Source organism: Micromonospora sp. NPDC023737, from assembly GCF_040639715.1.
Classification (GTDB): Bacteria; Actinomycetota; Actinomycetes; order Mycobacteriales; family Micromonosporaceae; genus Micromonospora.
This window is the reverse complement of record NZ_JBFAAL010000001.1, coordinates 1,186,609-1,201,474: the sequence shown is the minus strand read 5'-3', so window position 1 is coordinate 1,201,474 and position 14,866 is coordinate 1,186,609. Positions and strand designations below refer to the sequence as shown.

13 protein-coding genes are annotated in these 14,866 nt (G+C 72.0%); 9 read left to right on the top strand and 4 right to left on the bottom strand.

Going from position 1 to position 14,866, the window contains the following annotated elements:
* Positions 1 to 91: 91 nt before the first annotated feature.
* Genes AB0F98_RS05345 through AB0F98_RS05335 form a run of 3 tightly spaced genes read right to left on the bottom strand, consistent with a single transcriptional unit; the run spans position 92 to position 2,396 of the window.
* A complete protein-coding gene (locus AB0F98_RS05345; RefSeq protein WP_357728932.1) occupies positions 92 to 1,081 on the bottom strand; it encodes an ABC transporter permease subunit in 990 nt (329 codons plus the stop codon).
* On the bottom strand, positions 1,078 to 1,965 hold the full coding sequence (locus tag AB0F98_RS05340; RefSeq protein WP_357728929.1) for an ABC transporter ATP-binding protein: 888 nt from the start codon (positions 1,963 to 1,965) through the stop codon (positions 1,078 to 1,080). Before AB0F98_RS05340 ends, AB0F98_RS05345 begins: the two co-directional genes overlap by 4 nt.
* 11 nt (positions 1,966 to 1,976) lie before the next feature.
* Positions 1,977 to 2,396 (bottom strand): GntR family transcriptional regulator, encoded by a 420-nt coding sequence (locus AB0F98_RS05335; protein ID WP_357728926.1) that lies wholly within the window; start codon positions 2,394 to 2,396, stop codon positions 1,977 to 1,979.
* A gap of 131 nt (positions 2,397 to 2,527) precedes the next feature.
* On the opposite strand from AB0F98_RS05335, the gene AB0F98_RS05330 reads away from it, so the two are divergent.
* A complete protein-coding gene (locus AB0F98_RS05330) occupies positions 2,528 to 3,967 on the top strand; it encodes an aldehyde dehydrogenase family protein (RefSeq protein WP_357728923.1) in 1,440 nt (479 codons plus the stop codon).
* A 21-nt stretch (positions 3,968 to 3,988) separates the two neighbouring features.
* Here AB0F98_RS05330 and AB0F98_RS05325 read toward each other — a convergent pair whose 3' ends face one another.
* Positions 3,989 to 5,221, bottom strand: coding sequence for an SUKH-3 domain-containing protein (locus AB0F98_RS05325; RefSeq protein WP_357728920.1), 1,233 nt, complete (start codon positions 5,219 to 5,221; stop codon positions 3,989 to 3,991).
* Between the two features lie 78 nt (positions 5,222 to 5,299).
* Between AB0F98_RS05325 and AB0F98_RS05320 the strand changes: the two genes are divergently transcribed.
* The 8 genes from AB0F98_RS05320 (at position 5,300) to AB0F98_RS05285 (ending at position 14,852) form a co-directional block, all read left to right on the top strand.
* The gene (locus tag AB0F98_RS05320) at positions 5,300 to 5,713 is read left to right on the top strand and encodes a YbaB/EbfC family nucleoid-associated protein (protein WP_357728918.1); all 414 of its coding nucleotides are present in this window, start codon (positions 5,300 to 5,302) and stop codon (positions 5,711 to 5,713) included.
* The gene (locus AB0F98_RS05315; protein ID WP_357728914.1) at positions 5,710 to 6,054 is read left to right on the top strand and encodes a hypothetical protein; all 345 of its coding nucleotides are present in this window, start codon (positions 5,710 to 5,712) and stop codon (positions 6,052 to 6,054) included. Before AB0F98_RS05320 ends, AB0F98_RS05315 begins: the two co-directional genes overlap by 4 nt.
* A gap of 15 nt (positions 6,055 to 6,069) precedes the next feature.
* Entirely contained in the window at positions 6,070 to 10,311 is a 4,242-nt protein-coding gene (locus AB0F98_RS05310; protein ID WP_357728911.1) for a toxin glutamine deamidase domain-containing protein, read from the top strand.
* Positions 10,308 to 10,748 (top strand): hypothetical protein, encoded by a 441-nt coding sequence (locus AB0F98_RS05305; RefSeq protein ID WP_357728908.1) that lies wholly within the window; start codon positions 10,308 to 10,310, stop codon positions 10,746 to 10,748. The genes AB0F98_RS05310 and AB0F98_RS05305 overlap by 4 nt, the downstream gene beginning before the upstream one ends.
* A gap of 40 nt (positions 10,749 to 10,788) precedes the next feature.
* Entirely contained in the window at positions 10,789 to 11,379 is a 591-nt protein-coding gene (locus AB0F98_RS05300; protein WP_357728905.1) for a DinB family protein, read from the top strand.
* 125 nt (positions 11,380 to 11,504) lie between these two features.
* Entirely contained in the window at positions 11,505 to 12,263 is a 759-nt protein-coding gene (gene nfi / locus AB0F98_RS05295; protein WP_357728902.1) for a deoxyribonuclease V, read from the top strand.
* 85 nt (positions 12,264 to 12,348) lie between these two features.
* On the top strand, positions 12,349 to 13,398 hold the full coding sequence (locus AB0F98_RS05290; protein ID WP_357728899.1) for a hypothetical protein: 1,050 nt from the start codon (positions 12,349 to 12,351) through the stop codon (positions 13,396 to 13,398).
* A 68-nt stretch (positions 13,399 to 13,466) separates the two neighbouring features.
* Complete coding sequence (locus tag AB0F98_RS05285; RefSeq protein ID WP_357728896.1) at positions 13,467 to 14,852, top strand: phosphomannomutase/phosphoglucomutase; 1,386 nt, start codon at positions 13,467 to 13,469, stop codon at positions 14,850 to 14,852.
* Positions 14,853 to 14,866: the final 14 nt, after the last annotated feature.

Genomic DNA, 14,866 nt, shown 5'->3' with positions numbered 1-14,866 from the left:
ATCACCGCCCACGCCTCATCGGTCAGTTCACCACGACGTACCACCGGCACATCGTCGACGATCAACCACTACAAGATCGGCAGGACACGCCCTAGGCGACACGGCGGATCCGTCGCACCGCGAGGTACAACAGCACGGCGGCCAGCGCGACGAAGATTCCGGACTCGATGCCCTGGAACAGCCAGAACCGGTCGGCCGGCTGGTAGAGCTGCCAGTTGTAGGCGCCCTCGCCGAACTCCACGATGGGTGGGCACTTGCCGCCCGCAGGGCCCGTGTCGGCCGAGCACGCGGCCTGGGCATCGGACAGCACCATCCTGCCGCCGGCGTTCCGGATGCCCTTCTCGATGATCCAGTCGCCCAGTGCGCCACCCGGCTCCCCGATCGTGCCCTGGATCGGGATGGTCCGGGTCTCCGGCGGCAGGTAGTGCGGCCTGGCCAGGACGGTCAGCAGGATCCGCAGGCCGACGAACCCGCCGAGCGTCACCGCCATCGCGGGCATCATCCTCGGCCAGAAAACCCCGGCGCAGATACCGAGGGCGATCGCGAAGAGGGTGTACCCGATCGGGGCGACCCCCTGCATGTCGAAGAAGAAGACGTCGAAACGGCTCTGTTGCGCGGCCCCGGTCAGCGGCGTGGCCCACCAGGACATGCCGAGCCCGTAGACCACGGCGACAACCACCGCGACGATCGCGACGAACCCGAACTTCACCAGCGCCCACTGCCGGCGGCCGACACCCTGTGTCCAGGCGAACCGGTGGGTGCCCTGCTCGACCTCGCGGGCGACGAGCGGGGCTCCCCAGAACAGCCCGACGATCAACGGCAGGACGAGGAAGAGCACGCCGATCAGGGACATCGAGCTGAACTGGTCGGCGAACTGGCTCAGGGCCCGGTTGCACGACCGGGCGGGCTCCGGGTCCGGCTGGACGGCGTTCAACACCCGGAGGCACTCGGCCAGGCCCTTGTCGGCGTACGAGGCACGCATCATCAGGCCGGTGGGGATCATGAGGGCGGCGAGCAGGACCAGGCCCACCAGCGTGAACAACACCTGCCGGCGGTGCTGGCGCCAGGTCAGCCAGATCATGCGGGCACCTCCCAGTCGGTGCGGGCGACGGTCGTCTCGCCATCGGCGAGGTAGGCCAGGATCACGTCCTCCAGCGTCACGTCGTGCACCGTCCACTCCGGATCGACGACGCCGTCGACTCGGGCCAGCAGGGTGGACTGGCGTTCGGTGTGCCGCGCTCGTACCACTGTGCCGACCCCGGCGATCGGCTCACCGACGTGTCGCGGCCCCACCAGCTGCCGGTGCGCGTCGACCAGGTCGTCGACCGCGCCGGCGAGCCGGATCCGCGACGAGCACAGGACCACCAGGTGGTCGCAGGTGCGCTCCAGGTCGGCGAGCAGGTGGGAGGAGAGCAGCACCGTCGTCCCGGAGTCGGTGACGCTGCCCATCAGCGACTGGAGGAACTCGCGGCGGGCGAGTGGGTCGAGGCTGGCGACCGGTTCGTCCAGCAGCAGCAGCCGGGGCCGCTTGGCCAGAGCGAGTGCGAGCGCGACCTGCGCGCGTTGACCGCCGGAGAGCCTGCCGACCGGCAGCTTCGGCGGGATGCCGAGCTGAGCGAGCCGTTCCCGGGCCAACGCGGCGTCCCAACGCGCGTTCATCCGGCCACCGAGTTGCACCAGCTCCGCTGCGGTGAAGTCGCGGTAGAGCGGGGTGTCCTGTGCGACGAAGCCGATGTCGGGCAGGGCGGCGGGGTTGTCGTACGGCGAACGACCGAAGATGCGCACCGCGCCCGCGTCGGGCCGGAGCAGGCCGACGGCGAGGTGCAGGAGAGTGCTCTTGCCGGCGCCGTTGGGCCCGACGAGGCCGACGATCCGACCGGCCGGCAGGCGGAAAGAGCAGTCCTGCAACGCCCACCGTCTTCCGTACCGCTTGCCGAGCTGCTCGGTCTCCAGCGCGATGTCCATGTGCTCTCCTCTCAGCCCGCTGAGGCGGCGGGTTGCGTGCGAGCCGCATCAGCGGCGAGCGTGGCCCGCAGAGTGGTCTCGACCAGGGCGATCACGTCCTCGGGGGTGAGGCCCGCAGCGCGGGCGCGGCGGAGCCAGGCCACCAGGTCTTCACGCAGCTCGGCCTGGTCGGCGAGGGGCGGCCCGCCGAGCGTGCGGCGGACGAAGGTGCCGACGCCGGGACGTCCCTCGACGAGACCCTCGATCTCCAGCTCGCGGTACGCCTTCAGCACCGTGTTGGGGTTGATCGCCAGTGACTGAGCCACGTCGCGCACCTTGGGCAGCTGGTCGCCGGGAACCAGCAACCCCACGCGCAGGGACTGCTTCACCTGCTGGATCAGCTGCACGTACGTGTTCACCTTGGACCGGGCGTCCAGTACGAACTCGATCACCTGAGCCCTCTCTATAGTCCTACGACACTAGGACTATAGGATAGAAGGGGGTGTCGTGGATGCCCATCCGTGACGCGCACGTCGTCGATCAGCCGGATCAGTCAGCCGAAGGACCGGTCTAGGCTTCGATCGTGGAGTCGAGAGCCTTCTACGTAGCCGGCCGCCCCGCTCACGGCGAGGGTGAACTGACCGTCCACCATCCGTACGACAGCCGGGTTGTGGGGCGTACCACAGCGGCCACGCCGGACCAGGTCGAAGCGGCCGTGTCGGCCGCGGTCGAAGTGGCGGCGGAGGCCGCGGCGCTCCCGGCGCACGTGCGCGCGGGCGCCCTCGACCACGTGTCGCGCCGGCTCGCCGAGCGCGCCGACGAGGTCGCCCGGCTCATCACCGCCGAGAACGGCAAACCCCTGAAGTGGGCCCGGGCGGAGGTGGCGCGCGCCATCGCCACGTTCCGCTGGGCCGCCGAGGAGGCCCGGCGCTTCTCCGGCGACCTGCAACGTCTCGACACCGATCCGTCCGCCACCGGCCGGATCGCGCTCGTGCGCCGGGTGCCCCGCGGCCCCGTGCTGGGCATCACGCCGTTCAACTTCCCGCTCAACCTGGTCGCGCACAAGGTCGCCCCGGCCGTCGCGGTCGGTGCGCCGATCGTGGTCAAGCCGGCGCCGGCCACCCCGCTCACCGCGCTGCTCCTCGGCGAACTGCTCGCCGAGACCGCCCTGCCGGCAGGGATGTTCTCGGTGCTGCCGCTGCCCAACGAGCGCGCCGCCGAGCTGGTCGCCGACCCGCGGTTGCCGGTCGTGTCGTTCACCGGCTCCGGACCGGTCGGCGCCGAGATCCGGCGCTCGGTGCCGGAGAAGCACGTGACCTTGGAGCTGGGCGGCAACGCAGCGGCCGTCATCTGCGCGGACTGGGCCGCCGACGAGGACCTGACCTTCGCCGCACAGCGGATCGCCACATTCTCGAACTACCAGGCCGGGCAGTCCTGCATCGCGGTTCAACGGGTCTACGTGCACGAATGGCTCTACGACGGCTTCCTGCCCCGGCTGCTCGCCGCCGTCCAGGAACTGCGCACCGGAGACCCGAGCGACGAACGGACCGACGTCGGGCCGCTGATCTCCGCCGACGCGGCCCGCCGGGTCGAGGCGTGGGTCGATGAGGCGGTCGTGGCCGGCGCGACGATCGAGGTCGGCGGCCGGCGCGAGGATGCCACCTACCCGCCGACCGTGCTCTCCGGAGTGCCCGCCGACGCCAAGGTCAACGCCGAGGAGATCTTCGGGCCGGTGCTGGTGGTCACCCGCGTACAGGACGACGAGGCCGCGTTCGCCGCGGTGAACGACTCGGCGTACGGATTGCAGGCGGGCGTCTTCACCCACGACGTACGCACCGCGTTCCTGGCCGCCCGCGTGCTGGAGGTGGGCGGAGTGATCGTCGGGGACGTGCCCTCGTACCGCGCCGACCAGATGCCGTACGGCGGGGTGAAGGGCAGCGGCGTGGGCCGGGAGGGGCTGCGCAGCGCCATGGAGGACTACACCGAGCCCCGCGTGCTCGTGCTCACCGGCGTGCACCTCTAGCGGGGGACCGCGGCCGGTCGCTCACCAGGTGCCGTCGTCCCGGACCCGGGCCGCGCCCCGCCCGAGCAGCAACGTGGTCAACGCGGCATCGACGTCCGAGCCGAGGAACCACTCGCCCGCCTGGTCCAGCGCGAAGACCCGGCCCTGCTCGTCGACGGCGAAGATGCTGTCCCCGTGTTCGGAGCCGAACGGGAACAGCCGGCTGCCGAGCACGGCCGCGAAGTCGGCGAGGGTGTCGGCGCTGTGCGCACCGCGCAGCGGGTTGGTGGTGAACCGGCTCACCCACACCTGCTCGCCAGGACCCCGCCGCCGGCTGAGGATCGCCGGGAAGTCGGTCAACGCGCGTACGGCCGCCGGGAACGGTTCGTGCCGGTGCCGCTGGCTCCGCACCTCGGCGGTCTCCCGGATCGCCCCGGCGCACAGCACCTCGTTGAGTGGGCCCTTCTCCCAGCCACCGTCCATGAGGGAATCCGCCACCTCAGGGGGAAACCGCCCGGGCTGGTGCGAGGGCCGGTGGTCGGGCCGCCACTCCTGCGTGTAGGCCAACGCCGACCAGGGGAGGACGTTGAAGTGCACGAGGAAGTTCAAGCACGAGTCGCAGGGGCGCTCGGCGAGCCCACCTGCCGGGTCGCCCGGCTCGCGTACGCGGAACACCTCGAGGCGGGCCGCGGCGAACAGCAGCTCGGCGTCACCCATGCCCATCGGCGCGATGCCCTCGGTCTCGCGGCGGAGGTCGTACTCGTGCAGTACGTCGGAGACCACGACCAGCTCGGCATGGCGGTCGCCGCCACGGGCGAGGTGACCGGCAGGCAGCTCGTCGAGGTAGCGGCGGACCAGCGGGTGATGCCGTAGCTCCACGTCGCCCTTGGCGCCCCGCGCCCGGAACAACCGGCCGTCGAGGGTCAGGTGGGCGACGGTGCCCGGGGTGGGTAGCCGGCGGATCTCCCGCAGGAGCTGGCCGGCCGGGTCGACCGTACGCGGAGCCCTCGGGCCGGTCGGTCGGTTACGTCGGTAGAGATCCTCGACCATGTTCGGCGGGACCCTCGGCCAGGTGCTCACCTCGCCGGTCTCGCGGTCGACCACCGTCGTCGGCAGGTCGCCCGGGAGCGCCCGGACACCGGTAGACACAGTGGACGTGATGACGAACCCCAGGTCGAACTCGTCGACGGTCGGCACGCACTCGTAGCCGAGGCGTTGCGAATCGCAGCGGGCCCACGCGGCGGCGAGTTGCTCGGCCTGATGACGGTCGATCACCCCACAAAAACTACCGGACCCCACAGGTTTCGTGGCGCCCGGTATGGTTCGGCCTGCACACGGTGACGGGGAGGCGGCGTGGTGCAGGAGGCGGACCGGTCGGCGAATCACCAGCTACGCGCCAGGTTCGACGAGGTCTACGGTCGATACCAGCGGCTCAGGTCCAGTTTGGACGATCTGCGCGACCGACTCGCCGGCCTACGGGTGACCGAACGCTCGGCCGACGGCAGGGTGACCGCCACGGTGGGAGCCCGTGGCGAGCTGATCAACGTCGAGCTGACGTCCGCCATCTACGGGGAGCGGGACGCCGCCGCGTTGAGCCGGACGATCACCGAGACGGTCCGGCGGGCGACCACCCGCGCGGTCACGGCCACGCAGGAGATGGTCGCCGACCACCTGCCCGCCGGCTCCGGCTCGATGGAGTTCGTGCGTACGGGTGACTTCGGTGCGCTGCTCGATCGGGCCGACACGGCACTGGGCGGCGGCAGGTGACCGGCGCTGCCGACGGCGGGCAGCTGTGGCTCGACGCCACCCGGGCCCGACGTGGCGGCGCCGACCTCGCGGCCGCCGGTGCGGCGGTGACCGCCCGGCGGGTCGAGGCCGGCGACGGGATCGTTTCGGCAAGCGCCCAGCAGCCGTGGGGCCGGGACGACATCGGGGCGGCGTTCGAGCGCAGCTACCGCGGCTGCGAGCAGGTCGTCCTGCGCGCGTGGGAGGGGGTCGGCGACCACCTCAGCGCGCTCGGCGCCGACGTGGTGCGCTCGGTCGACGCCAACGCGGCCACGGATGCGGTCGCCGCGGACCGACTCTCCCGCGTCACCGATCAGCGCTGACCGCAGGGCGTCCCGATGACCCTGCTGCCGAGCCCGGTGCCGCACCCGCTCGACTACGCGCCGTGGGACCTGCCCGGCTGGATCCACGAGGCCCTCGACTGGGTGGTGGGCGTCGAATGGCCGGAGGGAAACGAGCGCGCCGTCTGGGATCTCGCCGACCAGTGGTACGCGGTGGCCGGCACGCTCGCCGCACCACGGGCCGACGCGATCCAAGCCGCCGCCGAGGTGCAGGGCGGCTACGGCGTTGTCGGAGCGGTCCCCGAGGCATTCGAGGCGGCCTGGCGGCGGTTGGCCGAGGGCGACGAGGCGCCCCTGCCGCTCCTGCTCGCCGTCAGCACCGACCTGGGCCGGATGGTCGAGGAGTGCGGCTGCGACATCGAGGCCGCGAAACTCGAAGTCTGGATCGAGCTCGGCATCCTGGTCGTAGAGCTGCTGTCGCTGGCCGTCGCGGCCGTCCTCACCGCCGGTGCCGCCTCGCCCGCGGCGGGCGCGGCGATCGCCGCGAGCCGGGTGATCGTGCAGCAGATCTTCAAGCGACTCGCCGGTCAGCTCGCCCGCAAGTCGCTGCGCCACGGGTTGAAGGAGGCCGGCGAGCACGCCGCCCGGCAGGTCGCCGAGGGCGGCCTACGGGGACTGGCCCGACGTTCGGCGCTCGGCGGACTCGCCGAGGCGGGTGAGGAGGCTGGGATCAGCCTCGCCACCCAGGCGTACCAGAACTCCACGGGCCGGCGCGACGGGCTGGACCTCACCGACCTCGGCACCTCGGCGCTCGGCGGCCTCGCCGGGGGCGCCGCCGCACCGCTGGCCGGGCTGGGCCGGCACGCGACCGGGCACGGGGCGCGCATCGGTGAGCAGTTTGCCCGGGAGATGGCCGGCGAGGTGATCGCGGAGAACGCGGCCGGCCTGGCCACCGGGGCGGGCCTGACGTCGGTGGAGGACGCCGCTCGGGCCGCGGTCTCGGGCGGCACGGGAGCGGCGACAGCGCGGGCGGACGCGGCGCTCCAGGCCCGACTCGACGGTCGACTGAACGCGCTTGCCTCGATGGAGCTGGGACTGCCACCCGGCCCTGGGCTGCCGGGCCTGACCGAGCCGGTGCTGCCCACGCCCCGCCCACCGGCCGAGGAAGCGTTCGCCCCCGTCACACCCGCCGAGGTGGTGTCCACGCGCGCCACCGTCGATCCGGCCAGCGGGTCCAATGCGGCATCCTCGTCGATCACACCGGTGGAACCGGGGCCGCCGCCGCAGTCCTCCACCGTGACCGCGCAGCCGTCGGTCCCGGCGACGAACGCGGGCGGCCCGACGTCGAGCGCGCAACCCGTGCTGCCGGCGCAGCCTTCGACCGTGGTGGCGCAGCCGACGGTTACGGCGACGTTCGCCGACAGCCCCACGCTGAGCATGGCCGGAACGGCGTCCCCGCCGATCACGGCCGGGCCACCGTCGTCCCTTTCGGCTGCCGTCGACATGGCCACGGCGGCGGCCGGCACGACCACGACCGGCGCGACGGCCTCTTCGGCAACCTCCCCGGTCGGTCCGCACACGGTCGCCACGGCTCCAGGGCCGGCCGCCTCGACCTCGACCGGTTGGCCGCCGCAGCCGGCGACGCCCACCCCCGTGCCGCCGACGCCCACACCGGCTGAGCCTGCGGCACCCGCGCCGCCGCCGACAGTGCCGGCACCGGCCACCCGAGGGCCCGAGACTGTCCCGTCGCACAGGTCGACCGGGCCGTCGGTGGACGGCGGGGGACCGGCGCCGCGCCGGCCGGCGGCGGACGGCTCATGGACGCCGGATCAGCCGCTGCCGCCGAACCCTCGGCCACCTTCCGACGGTTCCCCGGGGCCGGTGGGCACGGAAGGGCCACGACCGAGGACTCCCGAGTGGTACGCAGCCGCCTGGGCCGAAGACCAGGACGCCTTCGAGCGGCGCCGACACCGGGGCCACTTCGAACACCAGCGGCGTACCCACGAGGAGAATCGGCGCCGGGACCGGGCCACGGAGCGGCGCCGTGACGCCGACCGCACGTACGACGAGATCCGGTGGCTGATCAGCGAAGGCCGCGAGCTGGCGCAGGCCGGCCGGCGCGCCACCGCCGAGCGCTACTTCGCGGAGGCCCGCGACCGGGAACGCTGGTACCACCAGCAGTGGGACCTCGCCGAGGAGATCCTCGCCGGCACGGTGGCGTCACCGAGGATCGGCGTCGTCGAGGAGAACTTCCAGCGCATCAACGACGACGTCGGTGACCTCGCAACCGGCGCGGTCGAGACATCTGACCGCTCGGCGCTCACCGGCGACCGCCATCCGCCGCCGATCGACCGGTCACGTCGCTACGGCCGGCCCGGCGGGTTACGTCCGCCGTTGGCGCTGCATCAGACCGACGTCGAGCGACGGGTTCCCCGGCAGCCCGACGGGCGGGTGACACGTACCGCGGATCCCCGCCAGGGCGACTGGTTCCGGCTGATGAACGACGGAGGCCCGGCCGCGGACCCGACGCGGGGGATCAACTGCGTCGACTGCACGCTGTCGCTCTTCGACACGTGGGTGCACGGCCGGCCACGGGTGTCCGCGCCCCGCACCTTCGACGCGTACGCGGCGGGAGACGTCAACCGGCCGCTGGACGGTGAACTGAACGGGCCCCGCCGGGTCGAGCAGGTCACCGGTGGACGGTTCCAGCGGCTCTGCGAGCCCGACGACGACATGCCGCCGGCACAGCGGCGGTACGCCATCGATCGCGGGTACCGCAACCTGCGCGACCAACTGGTGCTCGGCGGGCACGGCAGCTACGCATTCGTGATCAACACGTGGGAGGGCGGCGGCTCCCACATCTCGGTCGCCCTCAACCAGAACGGCACCGTGCTCTACCTCGACCCGCAGACCGGAGGGATCGCCACCCAACCGCTCTACCCGCACACCGGGACGCACAACCGGTACAACTCGATCAACCTCGAGGTCCTGGTGCTCGGGTCGGACGCCCGGCCGATGCCCATGGCCGGGCTGGCACGAGGAAGGCAGAGCGCCCTCCCGGACCTGCCCGAGTACCCACCCGCCGAACCCGACGAGGGGTACGGGCAGCCGTACCTCAACCGCCTGCACGTTCTTGCCGGCCCCGGATCGGCCGCTGCTGAGCGCGAGCCGGTGGGCCATGTACTCACCGGTGCCTCGGACCTCGACAGCGCCCTGCGGGCAGGTGTACCGCCGCCGGATCTGGCCGCGGCGTTGGACGCGCCGACGCTGCGGCGCCTCGTACCGCACCTGGGCGACGCCGCCGCCCGGGACGTGGCCACCTTCTTCGCCGACCCACGGGCGCGCGCGATGCTGGACGGGGCCTGGCGGGAAGCGCCACCGGACGAGCCGCTACTCGCCGAGGCCCTGATCCGGCAGGTGGCCGAGCGGCCCGACCTGGCGCGCATGGTCCTCGCGACGCCGGAGCTGTTCGACTCGTTGACGTCTCGCCCCCTGACGTTGCACCACCTGGCGAGCCACCGACAGGCGATCGACGTCCTCGGTGACGTACTCGCCGAGACATCGGAGCGGGGCGCCGAGGCAGTTGCGGCACGGGACGCCCCACCGCTACCCAGGCCGACCGCGCTCACTCCAGCCCAGTTGGAGGTGAGCCAGGGGCTGCGCGCCCGGCGGCAGGAGAGCGTCCAGGCCGGCTTCGACGTGGCGCGGTGCCACGACGACCAATTCCGATCCGACTACCTGCGACGCCTCTACGACGAAGCTGCGGCAGCGCAGCGGGAGCTGAACGCCATGGTCGTGCGGCTGGCGGGCGATCGCGGGCGGCCTGGCTGGCGCCGCGCGCCGAAGGCACACCGACGGGTTCTGGACAAGCTCGTCGAATACGACAACGACGCGTCGCGCCTGACGGATCTCGCGGCCGCGAAGTTGGAGTTCCGGCGGCTGGACGACTTGTACGACGCGTTAGACGCGCTGAGCCGAGACCGGGATGTGGTGGTGCTCGAGATCAAGGACCGTTTCGTTCGCCCGCCGTCGAGTGGCTACCGGGATGTGCTGCTCAAGCTACGTATGTCGAATGGGCACGTCGCCGAGCTGCGCCTTCATCTCGTTGCGATCGAGGGGGTGGCGGAATGGGAGCATGCGTTGTACGAGATCAGGCGGGATCTGGATGCAATCGCTGGAGCGGCGGGCCGGCCGTTGACACCGACTGAGCGAGCGGTGCGCGACGGGCTGCTCCGGCGCGGACAGGATGCGTACTGGCGTGCGTTGGGCAACGACAGAGGTGAGGTGTCGGAGGAATGAACCGACCCAGAGGTCTGGTGCTTCCAGCATTCTTCAGCTATTACGAATCACCGATCAAGCTCGTGGAGACGACGGACGGTGGCGTGGCGGGGTGGCGCCTTTCCAAGGACACCGGCGGTTGGACTCCGGCGAACAAGCTCATCGACACTCTGCTCTTCGTCGGCGGGGATGAGATCGAGGAGCTGACACGGGAGGAATTCGTCCAGCAGACGGAGCGTGAGCGCGCCTACTACCTCACCGGTGAAGGTCCGATCTTCGCCCTCTACGAGACCGTCCGGGCCATCACGGACGCCCTGGCTCAGGAACGCCGCTACCCGACGCCCACCGAGATCGCTCTGATCAAGGGGGTACGCCGGAGGACGTTCGTGATGTTCGAGGAGGAGTTGCAGCGGGCGGGTGATCCGGGTGCCGACCCGTCCCTGGGGCGGCAGCCCTAAACCGCTTGCGAAGGGCCGGGGCGTGCAAGAGTGTCGCGGTATGGCTGACTCGCCCGCCACCGGCAAGCCCGATGTACCGCCCACGCAGAGCTTCGCCTGGTCGAACATGTTCGTCCACCCCGACGAGGACCCGCGCTCGGAGGGCGGCTTCGACGACGAGCGTACGGTCCTCGTCGAGTATCTACGCGACCAGCGGCTCACTCTGCAGCTCAAGTGCGCCGACCTCGACGCCGAGCAGATGGCCCGTCGGGCCGTACCGCCGTCCACGATGTCGTTGCTCGGCCTGGTTCGGCACATGGCCGAGGTGGAGCGGGGATGGTTCCGCCGGGTGATGGCCGGCGAGGACGCGCCGGCTGTCTACCGTACCGAGAACGACCGGGACGCCGATTTCAACGGTGCGGTCGCGGACCCCGAGGTGGTCGCCGAGGCGTGGCGGAACTGGCGTACCGAGGTCGAGTTCGCCGAGCAGGTGGTGGCGCGGGCGTCCGACCTCGCGGTCAAGGGTCGCAAGCGGAACGGGGAGGTCATCTCGCTGCGCGAGTTGCTGGTGCACATGATCGAGGAGTACGCGCGGCACAACGGGCACGCCGATCTGCTGCGCGAGCTGATCGACGGCCGGGTCGGCCAGTAGGGGCGAGGCGACGGCGAGGCCTTGATCCACTCGGGATCACTGAAGTCGGGCTGTCGCGGGCAAGATGATCACCCGATTTCCGTGAAGTCGGGTGGATCAACGGGTGGATCGAGCGGGTGGGGGCGATGACCGGGCCGGACCCGGCGGCCACGCCGGCCAGTATGGCCGAGGCGGTGGCCATACAGGAGGAGTTGCGGTCTCGGGTCGATCTCGCCGGACCCGGCCCGGCCGAGCCGGCGACGGTGGCCGGGCTCGACGTCGCGTACGCCGAGAGCGGCGACCTGCTCGCGGCCGCCGTGACCGTGCTCGACGCCCGTACCCTCACGGTGCTCGACCAGGCCGTGAGCGTCGGCCGGCCCGCGTTCGAGTACGTCCCGGGTCTGTTCGCGTTCCGGGAGCTGCCCGCGCTGCTCGCCGCGCTGGACCTGCTGACCAGCCGGCCCGAGCTGCTGGTCTGTGACGGGCACGGGTTCGCCCACCCGCGCCGCTTCGGGCTCGCCTGTCACCTCGGTGTCGTGACCGGCCTGCCGGCGATCGGCGTCGGCAAGACCCCACTGATCGGTACCTGGGCGGCGCCGGCCGCCGAGCGAGGCGCGTGGTCGGCGCTGCGCGACGGCGACGAGGTGGTGGGCCGCGTGCTGCGTACCCGCAGCGGGGTGAAGCCGGTCTTCGTCAGCGTCGGTCATCGGATGAACCTGGACAACGCCGCCGCCCAGGTGCTCGCGTTGACCCCGCGCTACCGGCTGCCGGAGACCACCCGGACGGCGGACCGGCTCTGCCGGGACGCTCTCACCGCGGCGCGCACCGCGCCGCCACCTGAACGACCCGGACCCACCGATCACGCCCGATCCCGGCGGACCAGCGGCGGACGTGTCGGCGAGTAATGAGGCACACATCCGGTGCGCTCTATGACCGATGGGTCAGGTGGGGCGGTAGTAGCCTGACGCGGAAGCGAACGGCGAGGTGATCATGGCGGTACGGCAGGTGGCGCGGCTCGCGACCGTCGGCGCGTTGCTCGGTGGCCTGGTGCTGCTCGGCGGGTCGCCGGCCCTCGCGGACGACGACTCGGTGCGGGTGGGTTCGGCCGGCAGCTTCCGGGCCGGTGGCTCGGCCGAAGGCGTGAACGTCGAGGTGCGCAAGCGCAGCGACGGCTGCGTGATGCTGCGTACCGCGCTCGGCCTGCGGCTGGACGGCCTGCGGGCGGACCAGGTGAAGATCCAGGTGAACTACGGTGGCCGTTGGTTCCCGGTTCCGGCCAGTGGCGGCGGCGGCACGGTGAGCACCTCGCAGGTCGCACCGGCGAAGCCGTCGCTCTGCGAGGGCAAGCGCATCACCATGCGTTACCGGGTCGCCTTCGTGGCCGGGGCGCCGGGCGGGCGGCTCACCGTGATCGGCGAGGCCACCAATGCGGCCGGCCGGACGCTGGGCCGGGGTTCGGATTCGGCGCGCGTGGACGGTGTGCGCGTGACCGCGTCCCCGACGCCGTCCAAGAAGCCCTCACCGAGCCCGACTGCGGTGGCCACCGAGGCGGCCACCGAACCCGAATCGACTCCGGCGGCGCTGGCAGCGCCGACCGGACCGAGCACAACTGAGAACGCCAAGGAGTCCTCCGGTATGTCCCCGATCATGTTCATCGGTTTGGGCCTGGTCGCCCTCGGGGCGCTGCTGATCGGGCTGCTGGTTCGCAGGTCCCGGCAGGACAAGTCGTCCGCCGCCGAGCCGGCCGTGCCGTCGGCGGGCTTCCCGGGCAGCACCACCTACCGCGCCGGGTCAGGGGTGCCGGCCGCCCCGGCCCGCCCCGGTCAGGTGTACGGCCAGCCGCCCGCCACCGGCGCGGTCTACGGCGTGCCCGCCCCACGGCCGGCGGGTGGCGGTGTCTACGGCAGCCGGCCGGCCGGCGAGCCGGACGAGCCCCGGCCGGTCCCCGGGCAGCGGGGTGACTACGGGCAGGAACACCTCCCGTCGATGCCCGCCGCCGGTGGTGAACACACGGTGCTCATGCCCAGGCTGCCCGACTGACCGAGGCCCGACCGGTGCCCTCCGATACGCTCAGGGTGCGTGACGACCTGCGGCCAAGGAGTGAACCGGTGTCTGATCTGTCCCAGATCGTGAAGGCGTACGACGTCCGCGGGACGGTGCCTGACCAGTGGGACGAGCGGACCGCCGAGGCCCTCGGCGCCGCGTTCGCGCAACTACTGAACGGCTCCGACGAGCCCGGCGACTCCGTCGTGATCGGATATGACATGCGGGGCACCTCGCCCGGCCTGGCCGCCGCGTTCGCCGCCGGCGTACGCGCGGAAGGGCGCTCGGTCGTCGAGATCGGTCTGGCCTCGACGGACATGCTCTACTTCGCCGCCGGGTCGCTGAACCTGCCCGGCGCGATGTTCACCGCCAGCCACAACCCGGCTCGCTACAACGGGATCAAGATGTGCCGCGCCGGAGCTCGCCCGATCGGGCAGGACAGCGGGCTGGCCGAGATCCGCGACCGGGCGCAGGCGCTGCTGGACAAGGACGAGCCCCGCCCGGCCGGCGAGCCGACGCGGGCGGTCGAGCGGCGGGACATGCTGCCGGAGTACGCGGCGTACCTGCGCGAGCTCGTCGACCTGTCGCAGATCCGCCCGCTGAAGGTGGTGGTCGACGCGGGCAACGGCATGGCCGGCCACACCGTGCCGAGCGTGCTCGGCGACGCCGTGCTGCCGGCGCTGCCGTTGGAGATCGTGCCGCTCTACTTCGAGCTCGACGGCAACTTCCCCAACCACGAGGCCAACCCGCTCGACCCGGCCAACCTGGTGGACCTCCAGCGGGCGGTGGTGAAGCACGGAGCCGACATCGGGCTCGCCTTCGACGGCGACGCCGACCGGTGCTTCGTGGTGGACGAGCGGGGCGAGCCCGTCTCACCGTCCGCGATCACCGCGTTGGTCGCGGCCCGGGAGCTGGGCAAGTATCCGGGCGCCACGGTGATCCACGGCCTGATCACCTCCCGCGCGGTACCGGAGATCATCCGGGAGCACGGCGGCGAGCCGGTGGTGGCACGGGTCGGGCACTCCTTCATCAAGGCGGAGATGGCCCGCACCAACGCGGTCTTCGGTGGCGAGCACTCCGCCCACTACTACTTCCGGGACTTCTGGTTCGCCGACACGGGCATGCTCGCCGCCATGCACACCCTGGCGGCGCTCGGCGAGCAGTCCCTGCCGCTCTCGGTGCTGGCGGGCGAGTACGAGCGGTACGTCGCCAGCGGCGAGATCAACTCCACCGTGGCCGACCAGGCCGCGACGATGAGTGAGGTACGCGGCGCGTACCCGGACGCCGTGGCCGATGACCTGGACGGGCTGACCCTGCGCTTCCCCGACGGCGCATGGTTCAACCTGCGCGCGTCCAACACCGAGCCGCTGCTGCGGCTGAACGTCGAGGCACCCACCCGGGACCGGATGATCTCCCTCCGTGACGAGGTGCTCGACCGGGTTCGCCGATAAGATCGCCTGCGCCG